14 protein-coding genes are annotated in these 16,153 nt (G+C 44.3%); 5 read left to right on the top strand and 9 right to left on the bottom strand.

All coding sequences use genetic code 11. From position 1 onward, the window contains the following. The first annotated feature begins 1 nt into the window (after window position 1). Together PGQ38_RS09905 and PGQ38_RS09900 are read left to right on the top strand one after the other, a co-directional pair. Window positions 2-1,675: a glycoside hydrolase family 13 protein gene (locus PGQ38_RS09905; RefSeq protein ID WP_270431532.1), complete on the top strand. Its 1,674-nt coding sequence runs from the start codon at window positions 2-4 to the stop codon at window positions 1,673-1,675. 91 nt (window positions 1,676-1,766) lie between these two features. Next, window positions 1,767-3,758: a glycoside hydrolase family 31 protein gene (locus tag PGQ38_RS09900; protein ID WP_173716329.1), complete on the top strand. Its 1,992-nt coding sequence runs from the start codon at window positions 1,767-1,769 to the stop codon at window positions 3,756-3,758. 99 nt (window positions 3,759-3,857) lie between these two features. Here the strand turns inward: PGQ38_RS09900 and phnE are convergent, their stop codons facing one another. The 8 genes from phnE to PGQ38_RS09860 form a co-directional block, all read right to left on the bottom strand. Next, the gene (phnE, locus tag PGQ38_RS09895; RefSeq protein WP_204453741.1) at window positions 3,858-5,408 is read right to left on the bottom strand and encodes a phosphonate ABC transporter, permease protein PhnE; all 1,551 of its coding nucleotides are present in this window, start codon (window positions 5,406-5,408) and stop codon (window positions 3,858-3,860) included. Continuing rightward, on the bottom strand, window positions 5,401-6,180 hold the full coding sequence (gene phnC, locus PGQ38_RS09890) for a phosphonate ABC transporter ATP-binding protein (RefSeq protein WP_204453739.1): 780 nt from the start codon (window positions 6,178-6,180) through the stop codon (window positions 5,401-5,403). Before phnC ends, phnE begins: the two co-directional genes overlap by 8 nt. A 93-nt stretch (window positions 6,181-6,273) precedes the next feature. Beyond that, complete coding sequence (locus PGQ38_RS09885) at window positions 6,274-7,305, bottom strand: phosphate/phosphite/phosphonate ABC transporter substrate-binding protein (protein ID WP_148461651.1); 1,032 nt, start codon at window positions 7,303-7,305, stop codon at window positions 6,274-6,276. 747 nt (window positions 7,306-8,052) lie between these two features. Beyond that, window positions 8,053-9,339, bottom strand: coding sequence for an O-acetylhomoserine aminocarboxypropyltransferase/cysteine synthase family protein (locus PGQ38_RS09880; protein WP_148461650.1), 1,287 nt, complete (start codon window positions 9,337-9,339; stop codon window positions 8,053-8,055). Window positions 9,340-9,634: 295 nt separating this feature from the next. After that, on the bottom strand, window positions 9,635-10,246 hold the full coding sequence (locus PGQ38_RS09875) for a stage V sporulation protein AA (protein WP_270431529.1): 612 nt from the start codon (window positions 10,244-10,246) through the stop codon (window positions 9,635-9,637). A 55-nt stretch (window positions 10,247-10,301) separates the two neighbouring features. Further along, window positions 10,302-10,658, bottom strand: coding sequence for a SpoVA/SpoVAEb family sporulation membrane protein (locus PGQ38_RS09870; protein ID WP_118581240.1), 357 nt, complete (start codon window positions 10,656-10,658; stop codon window positions 10,302-10,304). Window positions 10,659-10,771: 113 nt separating this feature from the next. Then, the gene (locus PGQ38_RS09865) at window positions 10,772-11,866 is read right to left on the bottom strand and encodes a stage V sporulation protein AD (RefSeq protein WP_118581237.1); all 1,095 of its coding nucleotides are present in this window, start codon (window positions 11,864-11,866) and stop codon (window positions 10,772-10,774) included. Beyond that, complete coding sequence (locus PGQ38_RS09860; RefSeq protein ID WP_118581234.1) at window positions 11,863-12,333, bottom strand: SpoVA/SpoVAEb family sporulation membrane protein; 471 nt, start codon at window positions 12,331-12,333, stop codon at window positions 11,863-11,865. Before PGQ38_RS09860 ends, PGQ38_RS09865 begins: the two co-directional genes overlap by 4 nt. Before the next feature lie 221 nt (window positions 12,334-12,554). Here PGQ38_RS09860 and PGQ38_RS09855 point away from each other — a divergent pair, with 221 nt between their 5' ends. After that, complete coding sequence (locus PGQ38_RS09855; protein WP_118581232.1) at window positions 12,555-13,559, top strand: AraC family transcriptional regulator; 1,005 nt, start codon at window positions 12,555-12,557, stop codon at window positions 13,557-13,559. Window positions 13,560-13,590: 31 nt separating this feature from the next. Here PGQ38_RS09855 and PGQ38_RS09850 read toward each other — a convergent pair whose 3' ends face one another. Beyond that, complete coding sequence (locus tag PGQ38_RS09850) at window positions 13,591-14,010, bottom strand: stage V sporulation protein AB (RefSeq protein WP_173716322.1); 420 nt, start codon at window positions 14,008-14,010, stop codon at window positions 13,591-13,593. A 229-nt stretch (window positions 14,011-14,239) separates the two neighbouring features. Between PGQ38_RS09850 and murB the strand changes: the two genes are divergently transcribed. Both murB and rapZ read left to right on the top strand, forming a co-directional pair. After that, window positions 14,240-15,151 (top strand): UDP-N-acetylmuramate dehydrogenase, encoded by a 912-nt coding sequence (gene murB / locus PGQ38_RS09845; protein ID WP_118581229.1) that lies wholly within the window; start codon window positions 14,240-14,242, stop codon window positions 15,149-15,151. Between the two features lie 117 nt (window positions 15,152-15,268). Beyond that, complete coding sequence (gene rapZ, locus PGQ38_RS09840; protein ID WP_118581226.1) at window positions 15,269-16,147, top strand: RNase adapter RapZ; 879 nt, start codon at window positions 15,269-15,271, stop codon at window positions 16,145-16,147. Window positions 16,148-16,153: the final 6 nt, after the last annotated feature.

Here is a 16,153-nt window from a genome sequence, read left to right as displayed (position 1 = left end):
AATGAAGAAGAACTGGTGGAAAGAAAGTATTGTATACCAAATCTATCCAAAAAGCTTCAATGACAGCAATGGGGATGGAATTGGTGATATCAGAGGAATTATAGAGAAACTTGATTATCTGAAGGAACTTGGGGTAAATGTTCTGTGGATCTCACCTATGCTGGAGTCCCCACAGGATGACAATGGCTATGATATTTCAGATTATCGCAGAATTTACAAAGATTACGGAACCATGCAGGATTACGAGGAGCTACTTTTTCAGGCGCATGAGCGTGGAATCAAGGTGCTGATGGACCTGGTTGTAAATCATACTTCAGACGAACATCAGTGGTTCCTGGAGAGCAAAAAGTCCAAGGATAATCCGTACCGTGACTATTACATCTGGAAAAATCCGGTAAACGGAAAAGAGCCAAATAACTGGGGCGGTGCATTCGGCGGTTCTGCATGGGAATACGACAATGAGACACAGATGTATTACCTGCACCTGTTTTCCAAAAAACAGCCGGATCTGAACTGGGAAAATGAGAAAGTGCGCCAGGAAGTTTACGATATGATGAAATTCTGGTGTGACAAGGGAATCGACGGCTTCCGTATGGATGTGATCAGTATGATTTCAAAGGATCAGGCTTTCCCGGATGGAGAAGTGAAAAGCGGCCTGTATGGAGATTTCGGTCCATACAGCGTTCACGGTCCGCGGGTCCATGAATTTTTACAGGAAATGAACCGTGAGGTATTGTCCAAATATGATATCATGACAGTTGGGGAAACTTCTGGTGTTACCATTGAAGAGGCACAGAAATATGCCGGGGAAGACAGTGGCGAGCTGAATATGGTGTTCCAGTTTGAACATGTAGAAGATGCTTCCCCGCATGCGGAGTTTGGCAAATGGACCACTGACAGATATGACTTTAAGGCTTTCAAAAAGACGATGATCAAATGGCAGGAGGAACTTCAGGGAAAAGCATGGAACAGTCTTTTCCTGGGAAATCATGATCAGCCAAGAAGCGTTTCCAGATTTGGAAATGACAATCCGGCATACAGAGAGACTTCTGCAAAAATGCTGGTAACCTGTCTTCATATGATGCAGGGAACCCCTTATGTATACCAGGGAGAAGAGCTTGGCATGACAAACGCATATTTCCATAAGCTGGAAGATTATAAGGATATTGAGAGCATTCAGTATTATACAGAGCTGACAGATGCAGGGCTGATGGAGCCGGATTACATGATGAAATGTCTGATGCTCAGAAGCCGTGATAATGCAAGAACACCTATGCAGTGGGACGGTTCAGAAAAAGCAGGTTTTACAGATGGGGAGCCGTGGATTAAAATAAATCCAAACTGTAAAGAAATCAATGCAGCCAGTCAGTTGGATGATCTGGATTCCATTTTCCATTATTATCAGAAACTGATCGCTCTTCGCAAGGAGAAAGATATTATTGTGTACGGTGAGTTTGAACCGCTTTGCCGTGAGGATGACCAGATTTTTGCATATATGAGAAAGCTGGATGAGGAAAGACTTCTTACAGTCTGCAATTTCAGTGAGCAGTCAGCAGAATTTGAAGTTCCTGCAGAATTTGAAGGTTCCCGGTGCCTGATTACAAACCTTGACCGAAAAGTATTTAAGGGTAAAATCGTGCTGAAACCATATGAGGCATTTGTGTTATATAAATAAACAGGTTACTGGACGAGAAACGGACAGCAGATAACCAGACTTAAAGGGGCAAAATTTTTTGCCTCTTTTTTGAAAGACGAGGAAGATTGTTATGATCAGAAAATACAGATACGGAGCTCCTTTTGATACGGAGGCAGTAACAGAGAAGATTGAAACAGCGAATGGCGCTTTTCCTTATGGAAAAATCAGCCTGGAAAAGGGCTTTGATTTTACATATGTGATGGATGAGGATGATATTGTTTATGGGCTTGGGGAAGCCAACCGCGGCATCAATAAAAGAGGATACTGCTATATCAGCAATTGTACCGATGATCCAAACCATACGGAAGACAAGCGTTCTTTGTATGGTGCCCACAACTTTATCATTGTAAGCGGAAAGACAACATTTGGACTGTTTTTCGATTACCCTTCTGAACTGACTTTTGATATCGGATATACCAGAATGGACACTCTGAAAGTGACATGCGCAGATGCAGACCTGAATGTGTATGTGATTGAAGGTGAATCTGCCTATGATATTGTAAAGCAGTTCCGCCATGTGATTGGACGCAGCTATATTCCCCCGAAATTTGCATTTGGTTTCGGACAGAGCAGATGGGGATATACCACCAAGGAGGATTTTCGCAAGGTGGCAGCAGGATACCGTGAGAATCACATTCCCCTGGACATGATCTACATGGATATTGATTATATGGATTCCTACAAGGACTTTACGTTGAATCCGGAGAATTTCCCTGATTTCCCGGATTTTGTAAAAGAGATGAAAGACCAGGAGCTACGCCTGATCCCTATTATTGATGCTGGTGTAAAAGTGGAAAGCGGCTATGAGGTTTACGAGGAAGGTGTGGAAAAAAGATACTTCTGCCAGCGGGAGGATGGAAGTGATTTTGTGGCAGCCGTATGGCCGGGGGATACTCATTTTCCGGATTTTCTGAACAAGGATGCCAGAAAGTGGTTTGGAGACAAATACAGCTTCCTTATTAGCCAGGGGATTGAAGGCTTCTGGAACGATATGAATGAGCCTGCTATTTTCTATTCCTCAGAGGGAATGGAAGAGGCGAAGAAACTTGCCGGAGAGTTTTACCAGGATAAAGAAGGTAAGATCCACATTTGGAAAATGCAGGGCGAGCTAAACGGACTCGCAAACAACCCAGAAGATTACCGCAGATTTTATCATAATGTGGATGGCAAAAAGATCCGTCACGACAAGGTACATAACCTGTTTGGCTACAATATGACAAGAGCAGCAGGCGAAGCATTCGACCGCATTGATCCGGAGAAGCGCTTCCTGATGTTTTCCCGTTCCTCCTATATTGGAATGCACCGTTACGGCGGAATCTGGATGGGAGACAATAAATCCTGGTGGTCACACATTCTTCTGAACCTGAAAATGCTGCCGTCTCTGAATATGTGCGGATTCCTTTACACAGGAGCAGATCTTGGCGGATTTGGCGCGGATGCAACAAGAGACCTGGTGCTTCGCCATATGGCACTTGGGGTATTTACTCCGCTTATGCGTAACCATTCCGCAATCGGAACAAGAGAGCAAGAGTGCTATCAGTTTGAGAATGTTGAGGATTTCCGAAATGTGGTAAATACGAGATACCGCCTTGTTCCGTATCTGTACAGCGAATACATGAAGGCCGCTTTAAACGATGATATGTATTTCAAACCACTTGGCTTTGTTTATCCGGATGATAAGATGGCAATCCGGGTGGAAGACCAGCTGATCCTTGGAAATGAGATTATGATCGCACCGGTTTACGAGCAGAACGCAAGAGGGCGTTATGTTTACCTTCCGGAAGAAATGAGGTTTGTGAAATTTCTGACAGACGGAAGTATTTCTGAGGAGATTCTGGAAAAGGGCGTTCATTATGTGGAGGTTGCCTTAAATGAAGTGCCTCTGTTTATCCGGAGTGGTAAGTGTATTCCGGTTGCAGAGGCTGCGGAGTGTGTGAAGGATATTGATACTTCCAAACTCACTATGCTGGGATATGAAGGCAGCAGTTATACTTTGTACGAGGATGATGGCGTGCATAAGGAGTACGATAAGGCTGAGAATTATAGAAAATTAGAAAAATAACAGAATGAAAAGATCCCTTGAAAGTCTTTGGAAATTTCACGACGAGGTTTAAAAGATTTTTTAAACAGGATCCAGAAGACAGAAAATCGGAGCTGGCCATCAATTTCCAGCTCCGATTTTTTCAGATACCATATCGATAAACCACACCAACAGAATCAATCCCAGCATGATTGCACCAGCTTTTTCCCAGGCATATTGATTCATGGAAAAAATAAGGGGCGCTCCGATTCCGCCTGCGCCTACCAGACCGAGAACGGAAGCTTCACGGATGTTTACATCAAACCGGTAGAGGATGATAGAGGTGAAAACAGGCTTCAGCTGCGGCAGGACACTGTGGCAGATGGCGGGAAGAGGACGGACCCCCATGGCCAGCAGCGCATGATAGGGACGAGGGTCCAGGGCATCTAGTGCTTCTGTAAATCTTTTGGTGAAAAGTCCGATACTGCATACGGCCAATGTCAGCACTCCTGTGAAAGCTCCTGGCCCGGATACCCGGATGAAAATCAGTCCATACACCAGAAAAGGCACCGAACGGATTACCATGATCACCAGGTTAAAAAGAAAGGACACAGGAGCAGGTACGAAACGTTTGGTATTTAGAAAAGCCAGCGGTGCAGATACAATGGCTCCGATTACCGTTCCAATAAAAGCAATGCACACTGTTTCCAGTAAAAGATACCCAAGCCCATCTTTTTCAGCCGAGAAAAAGAAGCTCCAGTCTGGCTGCAGAAAGCCAGCAAACATATTTCGCAAAGTCTGTGGACTGGTTCTGGAAAAATCCGGCAGGGAAAGGGTAAACGTGCAGATCAGAAACAGGGCAGCCAGAAACAGAAGCAGCAGTCTGGCCTGCTCTTTTTTTATTGTGCGCTCTTTTCGTATCAAGGCGGCCAGATACCGACTGAAATATTCAATCACACACACTGTTAGAAACAGCATCAGCAGAATGGTCCCCACTTTGTCATACTCCAACCAGGAAATCTTCTCATTGAGAAGCAGTCCGATACCGCCAGCTCCCACATATCCTAAAATGGAGCTGTGCCGTACATTAGTTTCCAACAGGTAAAGTGCATTGGTGAGAAAGCCAGGAATGATCTCTGGTAAAATTTCATGGATATAAGCCACATACTTTGAAACACCCATAGCACGAAGTGCCTGGTAAGCTTTTACATCGGCGGCACTTGCATCCTCGTAGGTAAGTTTTGTCATAATGGCAAAGGTGTACAAGGTAATGGCAAAAGTACCTGCAAAGGTTCCAAGCCCGAAAAGAAAGGTAGCAGTAAGCGCCAGAATCAAGGCTGGAAAAGAACGGAGAATCTGGATTACAATTCTAAGTATCCGTCGTATTACAGCTGGAAATCCTAAGTTTGCAGCGCCAAAAGGCGAGAGTACAAGGGCAAAAAAGATGCCAAGTACCGTTCCGGTAACAGACATCTGAATGGTGTAAAAAAGTGGCAGCAGGATCTTCTGAATATAGGAAAAATCTGGCGGGATCATATCCACGACCAAGTCGGTGAGGTGGTTCCTTCGTTTCCAGAAAGTTACAAGGTCACAGTCTGTGAAATTTGCTGCAAGGAAAAACAAAATCAGAAAAGAAATTGGAACAGCAAATTGTATCACAAAGGAATATTTGCTTGTTTTGTTATCATTCATAAGCGACACCTCGCTTATTCTCTGGCATGGTATCTTTTTTGTTATAAATCTGTCTGGTGATAGAATCAGTCAGATCAGCTGCCTTACCGTCAAATACAACCTCGCCATTTTTCAGACCAATAAGCCGTTCGGAGAACTCCTTGGAGAAATCCAGATTATGGCTGTTCATTAAAATGGTGACACCATCCGTCTCATGAATACTCTTCAGCAACCCTAGAATCTGTCTCCCGGTAACTGGATCAAGAGACGCCACCGGTTCATCTGCCAACAGGATCGCCGGGTGCCGCATAAGTGCTCTTGCAATTGCCACCCTTTGCTTTTGTCCGCCAGACAGATTCTTAATCGGTTCCTCTGCCTTTTCCAGAAGTCCAACCCGATCCAGCAGTTTCAGAGCTTCTTCTTTACGTGTTTTTCCATAAAGTCCAAACACGCCCTGGAAAAATCCCATATCCGGAAGTCCGGCAGTCAGCACATTCTTCAGACAGGTAGAATTCTCCACCAGACAAAAGTCCTGATAAATGGTTGCGATGGATTTTTGCAGTTCACGTTTTTTCCTTCCTTTTAGAGAATCAAAGCGCTTATCATCCAGAAGCACCTGTCCGCCAGTGCACTCCATCATTCCATTGAGAATGCGAAAGAGCGTTGTCTTCCCCGCCCCCGAAGGCCCGATCACCGAGACAAATTCCCCCTGTGAGACGGAGAAATCCACATCTGCCAGGGCTTTTGTGCCATTATGAAATTTTTTTGCGATATGCTGAATCTGTAAATTCATAGATAAAATTGACCTCGTTTAAAACTACTGCCGAGGCAAATAATCTGCCCCGGCAGTTTAAAATATTTTGTAACTATTCAGAAAAGTTGAAGTCTATTCCATAGACTTCAGCAGCTCCTGCGCCTCGCGCTCGCCATCGTAATTGGAGTCATCGCCCCATTCATATCCAACCTGGCTGAACACGCTGATAATATCTTTTCCCTCGTCCGTATTCGCAATCTCAATAAAGGAATCTCCCAGCGCCTGGCGGAAATCTTCATCCTGCATAACTTCAGAAGTTTTGCTGTAGGCAATCATATCATTGTAAATCTTATCTGTAACTCCGATCACACCAGTCTGATTTACCATATCATCTGTACCTCCGAAGGTCTCTTTCCATTCCGGTGCGTATTTGGTACGGATGTGGCCATAAGAAACCATCACATCAGCCTGTCCGGAAGCCAGACGTGCAAGAGAGGTTGTATAAGAATCAGATTCTACCGCATTTGCCAGATCACTGATTCCCTTTCCATATTTTTCGTTCAGCCATAAGCTTGGATAAATATAACCGGAAGCTGAAGTTGGTCCCATAACAGCCCAGGTAGCATCGTTCAGATCATCCCAGGTAAGCTCTTCGCCGTTATTTACCTTTTCCAGTAAAGCCTGTCCCTTTTCGCTTGGACCTGCCAGAATAATAGAACGGTAATAGGTAGACATCTCATCGGTGTTTTCTTCGATTGTACCATCATTCCAATCTTTCGGATCATCAGAATCTTTGTTGATTCCATAGCGAAGGGCGGTAAGAAGAACGTCACAGTCATCAGAGAAAAGTACGTAATTTCCGCCTGAAATAAATCCGATATCTGCGCTTCCAGCACTTAAAGCCTGGCCAACAGCGGTGTAGCTTGTACCTACTGTCATGTCCACGTTCTCCACGTCATACCCCTTGGTGAGCAATGTTTCCTTCAGTAAATCTTCCAGCGGCTCGGTAGCAGTGGTGATGGTGTCGGAATCTGCATATGGGGAAAATGCAATCTTCAGAGAATCAATGGTTTTGGTGTCCTCTGCAAAAACAGTGACAGTGCTCCCAACGGTAAGTCCCAGGCATAATGCCAGGGAAAGTGCGGATACAATGTGTTTCTTCATAGTGAAATACCTCCATGCTTTTGTTTGATCATATAATGTGTTACTGTGCATTTGAAATGTTACGCAAAGCGAATCGCTGCGAATAAAATGGGCAGTAACTTTATTTCTGCTGGAAGTCGGTTATAACGAGAAAATTGCCCAATTTCTTACTATAGAATGTTTGAAAAAATTTTCTGCAAAGCTGGGAATAGAGATTACAGCAATGGATTCTCAAATATGCCATGGTGAGAAGGGCTCATTATTCATATAAATAAAAATACATGCCTCCCAGCATGTATCGAAAATGACTTTCGAGCAGATGCTGACAATCCACCTGCAAAAAAGGTGAACAGGTTTCGGTCGATCCTGACGGGATCCTCTCAACCCGGACTTACGGGCTCCCTCGCAATCTGGTTTTCGTCATCACAAATTCTGACCGCAGCACAAGGGCGCTCCCCCTGGTGCTGCATTCCGTTAACCGGATAAATTGTATCATACCTGCCCTGGAATTACAATAAAAAATTCTGGCATAGCATTTGTAAAAATGGAGATGGAGAAGTTATTGCTTATTCGAAGTTCAATAATATGGAAAAAAAACATGGCAGTTCTCCATCGAAAATAATTGACGTGGTATATGCTTTAGTGAGGGAAAGAAAAATCCCCGTAACAGATCAAATTTAAGGTCTGTTATGGGGATTTATGTGTAGGAATAGTTATAAAAAGTGTAAAACTCTATAATTTCAATCCGTTATTGTGGAAAGCATGCAATTATTTAATTGCATCCAGCGCATTGGAAATATCCGCGATCAGATCTTCTTTATCCTCAAGACCAAGGCTGATACGGATCAGCTCTGCCGGTACGCCAGCTTCAATGAGCTGCTCGTCTGTCATCTGTCTGTGGGTGGAGGTGGCAGGGTTCAGGCAACAGGTTCTTGCATCTGCTACGTGAGTCTCAATTGCGCCAAGCTTTAAGTTCTGCATAAAGGTGGAAGCTGCCTCCCGGCCGCCCTTCAGACCGAAGGAAACAACGCCGCAGCCACCGTTTGGCAGATATTTCTTTGCTCTGTCATAGTATTTATTAGATGGAAGTCCCGGGTAATTTACATAAGCTACCTTCGGGTGGCTTTCCAGAAATTCTGCTACAGCCTGTCCATTCTCCACATGCTTCGGCATGCGTACATGCAAAGACTCCAGTCCAAGATTCAGGATGAAAGCACTGTTCGGGGACTGCATGGAACCGAAATCACGCATAAGCTGAGCGGTACATTTCGTGATGAATGCGCCTTCTTTTCCAAATTTCTCAGCATATGTAATTCCGTGATAGCTCTCATCTGGCGTGCAAAGTCCTGGATATCGGTCTTTGTGCGCCATCCAGTCAAAGTGACCGCCATCAATTATAGCACCGCCTAATGCTGCGCCATGTCCGTCCATGTATTTGGTGGTGGAGTGAGTAACAATGTCAGCACCCCATTCGATGGGGCGGCAGTTTACTGGTGTAGGGAAGGTGTTATCGACTACAAGGGGAACCCCATGTTCGTGAGCAACTTTTGCAAAAAGTTCAATATCCAGGACGGTAAGTGCCGGATTCGCAATGGTTTCGCCGAACATAACTTTGGTATTTGGCTTGAAAGCTGCGTTTAATTCTTCTTCAGTAGCATCTGGGGAAACGAAGGTTGCGGTGATTCCCATTTTGGCCATGGTAACAGAGATCAGGTTGAAGGTTCCGCCATAAATGGAAGAAGAAGCCACAATGTGGTCTCCGCACTCACAGATATTGAACAGAGCCATGAAATTGGCTGCCTGTCCGGAAGAAGTGAGCATAGCTGCAGTTCCACCCTCCATTGCAGCAATCTTGGCTGCAACATGGTCGCAGGTAGGATTCTGAAGGCGGGAGTAGAAATAACCCTCAGCTTCAAGGTCGAAAAGTTTTCCCATATCCTCGCTGGTATCGTATTTGAATGTTGTTGACTGAATGATCGGGATCTGTCTTGGTTCACCATTTCCCGGTTTATATCCGGCCTGAACACATTTTGTTCCCATTCTGTAATTGTTCATGATGTGTCTCCTCTTCTGGTAAAATAAGCTCCCTGTGGAAAAGTGTTCACAGAGAGCATTCACATAAAGATATAGTATCATTTTTTTATAAAAATAGCAACGGCTTGGTGCAAATTGTGACGAGAAAGAGTTACTGTGGTTACTGTTCACTGGTAATGTTCCGCGAGGTGTTTTTTGTGAACAAAGTTCACAAAAAAAACGAGAATTGCGGCGCGAAATCATGCGAATGCATGATTTCTGTGCATCGCGAAGCGTGTTACTGGTCACGGAGTGAACAGTAACTTACTGTGAGCGGTCATTCTTTATTTCGTGAAATATCTTCAATGATCGTGGTATTTATGTCATCTTCATACAGACGCATCTGCACCTGCATAGGTGTGGGATCGTCGGTGAGCTTTATTCTACCGAAGTGGTTGAAGAAGAACAGGACACCAAGACCGATACCGAGAGAGTAGGAGATTTCCAGGACAGTATTGCCGGTTGTGGGCTGTCCGGTGACTTGGGTGTAGATCTGCTCAAATAGAGCGGGGATGTCTACGTCATTGTTAAAGGTCATAATGGAAAAGCCTGCACCGAAAAAGGTGGCGAGGCAGACAAATATGACTTTGCACCATCTTATAACAATATTGACAGTTCCTTCCTTCTGATAGGTGATGATGAAGTTTGGTTCGCCAATATGCGTAATATCAAGATCAGGCTCTTTGAGCTGGATATCATTTATAAGATCCATAACAGAAATCACATACCGGCCTGTCTTGTCCGGATCCAGGTTTGCTACCGGGAGAACCCTTAGGTGATTTAAAATTTTGGAATTGGTGCAGGATAGCTTGGCAATGTCCTGAAGATAGACATGGGGGTGATGAACCTCCACGTTTTCTTCGGTTTGGATGTATAGTGTGTCACTCATGAAATTCACTCCCATTGTAAAAAATGTTGGTTTCAGGCAAGGATAAAGTACGTTGTTATTCTTTCATTTTCGGTTTAAAAAACCAGCTTGCCAGATAAGAAAAAATCAGGGCTGCAGAGACACCAGCTGCGCAGGCGGTGAAGCCTCCTGTGAAAAGCCCGATGACACCATCTGTGTCGATGGCTTCTTTCAGACCTTTCCATAGTGTATTCCCGAAACCAAGTAATGGCACAGCAGCACCGGCACCGGCGAAATCAATCAGAGGCTGATAAATGCCTATGGCGCCAAGAATAGAGCCGGTGCATACAAGAAGAACCATGACACGTCCAGGCATAAGTTTGGTTTTATCAAGTAAAATCTGGACAAGGGCGCAGATCAGGCCACCTACCCAGAATGCATTAAAATAGTCCATGAAATCATCTCCTCATAGATACAGAAAAAGATAGTTGGTAGAGACAGATTATAATTAATACAGTACGGCTTATAGGACTGCAATTATACAGGAAGTACGCACAATTATTTAGTTTACTGCTTTTGATCTTTTTTTGAAACATGCTCTAATACTACAGCATGTGCAATCCCCGGAATGGAATCTCCCTCATTAAAACTTGTTTTGGAAAGCAATGCTCCTGTAGGAACAAAGAGCACCTTTTTCCAGGTTCCTTTTGCCAGTTCCGGCAGAATATAAGCAGCCAGCACAGATGCACTGCATCCACAACCACTTCCACCAGAATGAGTATCCTGTGTTTCACCATCAAAGATTAAAAGTCCACAGTCCTGATAAATGGACTCTATATCATATCCTTTTTCTTTTAACAGATCCAGCAGGATCCGTTTTCCAACAGCTCCCAGGTCTCCGGTGAAGATTGCATCATAATCATCAGGTGTTCGGTCAAAGTCACAAAAATTCCGGTAAATGGTATCGCAGGCGGCAGGTGCCATGCATCCACCCATGTTCAGAGAATCCTTAAGTCCAAAGTCAATCAGCTTTCCAGTGGTGAGTCCTGTTATTTGGACACATCCTTCTGCTGAAATTAGCGGATCAGTCTTTTCCGGAATTTCCGGAACAGGCAAAGTTCCGGAGAGAACACAGGCACCGCTCCCGGTAACCGTCCACGTGGCTGAGAGAGGACGCTGGTTTCCGTAAGCCAGAGGAAATCGGAATTCTTTTTCTGCGCTGGCAAAATGGCTGGAAGTGGCACAGAGAATATGTTCTCCGTATCCGGCTGCAACAGACATGGCGCCAAGAGAGAGGGATTCCCCTATGGTGGAGCATGCACCGAAAAGTCCGTAAAATGGGATTCCCATTCCGGCAATTCCAAAGGAAGAGGCGGTAGTCTGAGCCAGAAGATCACCTGCGAAGGTCATGCGGATATCCCCTGGAGTAAGTCCGGCTTTTCCAAGGGCCAATGCGGCTGCTTCTTTTTGCATGGTGCTTTCCGCAGCTTCCCAGGTAGCCTCTCCAAACATAGGTTCTTCGCAGACCAGATCAAATTTGCTTCCAAGAGGTCCTTCCCCTTCCTTTTTTCCAACTACAGAAGCACAGCTTACAACGTAAACCGGATTCTGAAAGCTCATACTGGCAGAACCGGTAAGTCTGGCTGGTGTCTGTGGATTCATGAAATCACCTCCATTATTTTCAGAAGATAGTAGATCACTCCGGCAATCCAGGAACTCATGATTCCGTAAAGGATTACAGGACCTGCAATGGTGAAAATCTTGCAGCCGATTCCAAAGACCTGACCCTCCGTTTTATATTCAATGGCAGGGGCGGCTACGGAATTAGCAAAACCGGTGATTGGAACCAGACTTCCCGCTCCGCCAAATTTTCCAATCTTTGGATAAATATTAAATCCAGTAAGAATAACACTGATGAAAACCAGGGTAACAGAACACCAGGTACCGGCCATATCCTGGTCTAATCCTCTGGATTTTGCAAAATTTGTTATAATCTGCCCAACGACACAGATTACACCGCCTGTGAGAAAAGCCTTTGCCATGTTCATGGGAAGACTGTGGGTAGGGGTGATCTGTTTTACATAGTCGGCGTATTGTTTCTGCTTTGCTTTTGGTATGGAACTGTTCATAAATGCCTCCTGTAGCTATGATGAATGGAATTGCTTGCTTAGAGTACAGTAACCTTTTGGTTTCTATTATTATGTGAAAAAATATGTAAAATATACTTTCTTTTTAGCTGAATTTATACTATCATGATAGTATTGTTATAGTTATTACGGAAGATGATGCTATTGCTCATAAACAGAATGACAGTAGCCTCATATTATAAACCGAAGAAGAGAGGTACCTTATGGGAAAATATTTTATAGGGAAGGGAGTACAGCTCCTTACAGAGGAAACTGAGAATAAGATCAGAATCTATAAGCTGGGACTGCTTCAGCCGGAATTTGGACATATGCCATGCATCAGTGGGAATGCATTCACTTTTCTATTGGCAGAAGAAGGAGAAATACAGTGTCAGATAAATCAGGAAAAAGTAGATCTGGAAGCTGGCGAGGCGTTATTTATCAATGCAGGACAGTCCTATCGTCTGGTCAGAAGTGAGAAGGAAAGCAGCAGTTTTTATATAATTGAGGTGGCTGGAGAGTATCTGGCAGCTGGAGATGAGAGCCTTCAGAATAAATATATTTCACCGGTTGCAGAAGCAGAATCCTTCGCTTATTGCAGGTTTATGCCGTCAGCTGAGGAAGATACAGATGAAGACATTCTTCTTCAGGCACTTCTCGCCGCTGCGCAGACAGCAGAAGGCAGGGATATGGCCTATGAACTGGATATGAAGAGCTGGCTGTTCACTGCATGGGGAAGTCTTTATAAGAAATTTGCCCAGCCGCGTCCGGAATGTAAGAATGCAGTGATCAGAGAACGGGTGAAACTGAATCGTATGACAGGATATCTCACTGAGCATTGTAACGAGAAACTGACTCTTTCTGCTATGGCAGAAGCATGTCAGGTAAGCACTGGTGATTTTTGCCGTTTCTTTAAGAAACATATGGAGATGACTCCATTCGAATATTTGCAGAAATGCAGAATTTGGAACAGTATGGATGCAGTTCTGGAGAAGACAGCTTCCATGGGAGATATTGCAGTGGAAAATGGTTTTGCAGGAGCAAGCTATTTTTCAGAGACTTTCCGAAAAGAGATGGGCTGTTCTCCTGCAGATTATCGGAAATGGTACCGTGACCTGTCAGATGAATGTCCGATAATCACCGGAGAAAATAAAGAAGAAAGCGCCAAGGTGTCAAAGAAGGATAAAAAAGGAAAGTCTGGTAAAAACGTTCCTTCTTATTTATTATAGAAAATTAGCTGCGTTGATTTTTTTACGCAATTCAGGGAAACCACCGTTTATAAAAATAATACAAAGATCCCAAAGCTTTTCCGAAGGCCACTGCGATTACGACCCATCGGATTCCATTGGTCAGTTTGATCCTTCTGGAAAAGATGGGGAAAACATCTGCCATCTCAGCAAGTGCCATGATCCATCCGCCCAGGAAGATACCGGAAAAAAGTCCATAAAGGAGCAGAGTAAAGGTTCCGCCTGGAATGTGCCAGCCATAGAGGAAAAAAAGATTACCACATACAATGCCAAGAAGCGTAATATCTTCATATAACAATATATGTTTTCCTGTATGAGTGATACCGGCATAGCGGGGAACGATGGAAAGACCGATAAGCAGGCCAACTACACCGCCTGCGATGATGATTCCAGAGCAGAAGCCAACTATGGATAGGAAAATTTGCTGGAGCATGGGTGAGATCTCCTTTCACGAAACGAACCTGTCGCTGAGAAAAGTTTGTTGTTTTGCAACTGTCATAACAACATTTAGTATGGAAAGAATCTTGGAAAATATGCGTTTTTTCTGTACATTTGTGAAGTTAAATAGTATAATAAAACGATGCGGCAATGGAAAGAATAGGATTGGCGCAGATATCATTTGATAGAAAAGTTGAGTATAGAAAGATAGAGGATGTAAATCTGTGAATGTAAATTTAAAACAGCGGTTCCAGGAAATTCTGGAAGATAACCGGATACTGGAAGCGGAGCTTATGAGCAGGCATACTACATTCCGAATTGGCGGTCCGGCAGATTTCTTTCTGGTACCGGAGAATGCTGATGAGATTAAGAAAATCATAGCTGTTTGTAAGGAAAAAAATGTTCCGTATTTTATTCTTGGAAATGGAAGCAATCTTCTTGTAAGCGACAAGGGCTATCAGGGAGTAGTAGTGCAGCTGTATAGAAACTTTGGACAGATCAGAGTTGAAGACAGCAGGATCCATGCCCAGGCAGGAGCTCTTTTATCTGGAATTGCTGCAGCTGCAAGAGAGGCATCGCTGACTGGCTTTGAGTTTGCAGGGGGAATTCCGGGAACCTTAGGCGGCGCTGTGGTGATGAATGCAGGAGCGTATGGCGGAGAAATGAAGGATGTTCTGAAAGAAGTCACGGTTCTTACTCCAGAGGGCGGAGTCCTGACCTTGCAGGCAGATGAACTTCACATGGGTTATCGAACCAGTGTGATAAAAGAAGCAGGCTATATTGTTCTGGAAGCTGTCATTTCTCTTGAAAAGGGTGATCAGGAGGAGATTCGCAGCCGTATGCAGGAGCTAGCAGGGATGCGAACCAGCAAGCAGCCACTTTCTTATCCAAGTGCAGGAAGCACTTTCAAACGGCCAGAGGGCTATTTTGCAGGCAAACTGATCATGGACAGCGGATTGCGAGGCTATCAGGTAGGCGGTGCCCAGGTTTCTGAGAAGCATTGCGGTTTCGTGATCAATACAGGAAATGCCACAGCGAAAGATGTTACCACGTTGATGTCTGATGTTCAAAGAATTGTTATGGAGAAATTTGGTGTGAAGCTTGAACCAGAGGTGAAGTTTCTGGGAGAATTCTAGAGCCATGAAGAATCCTTTGGAATGGATTTAAGACACATAAGAGGCAGAAGAGTCCGTTTTACTGCTACTGGTCAGGCCGTGAGCAGTGACACTGTTTTGCCCGGCAGGAGATAAATTATGCGATTTGTAATTGTTACAGGCGTTTCCGGCGCAGGTAAGTCTACTGTGCTGAAAATGCTGGAGGATGCCCACTATTTTTGTGTGGACAATCTTCCTATTCCATTGGTGGAGAAATTTGCTTCCCTGATGCTGGAAGTACATGAAGAAGGAGTCCAGAATGCGGCTCTTGGTATTGATGCCAGAAGCGGTCACTCTCTGGAAGAACTGGCACAGGTTCTGGATCATATGAAAGAAGCTGGATATGATTTTGAGATTCTTTTTATGGATGCAGAAGATTCCGTGCTGGTAAAGCGTTATAAGGAAACCAGACGCAGCCATCCGCTTGCCAGTAACGGCAGGGTAGATGACGGAATCCGTCTGGAACGCCAGAAAATGGATTTTCTTCGTAAGAGAGCTGATTATATTATTGATACCAGTCACCTTCTTACAAGGGAGCTGCGCCAGGAAATTGAGAAGATTTTTGTAAATAATGAAAAATTCTGTAATATGATGGTCACGGTTCTGTCTTTTGGATTTAAGTATGGAATTCCGGCAGATGCAGACCTGGTATTCGATGTGCGTTTTCTTCCGAATCCATATTATGAAGATGAATTACGTCCCCTTACCGGTATGGATGAAAGCGTGTTTAATTATGTAATGGATAATGAGACCGCAAGGATTTTTGCAAATAAACTGGAAGATATGGTGGAGTTCCTGATTCCTAAGTATGCACAGGAAGGTAAAACAAGCCTTGTAATTGCAGTTGGCTGCACAGGGGGCAAGCACCGTTCTGTTACCATTGCAAGGGAGTTGTACAGCCGGATTGCCAGAAATGGTGAATATGGTTTTCGATTGGAGCACAGAGATGTGGATAAAGATCGCCTATTGAAAAAATAGAAAGAG

The sequence above is a fragment of the Blautia faecis genome, from assembly GCF_027662325.1.
GTDB lineage: Bacteria > Bacillota > Clostridia > Lachnospirales > Lachnospiraceae > Blautia_A > Blautia_A faecis.
Note: the sequence above shows the minus strand (reverse complement) of the source record. Positions and strands in the feature narration are given on the sequence as shown.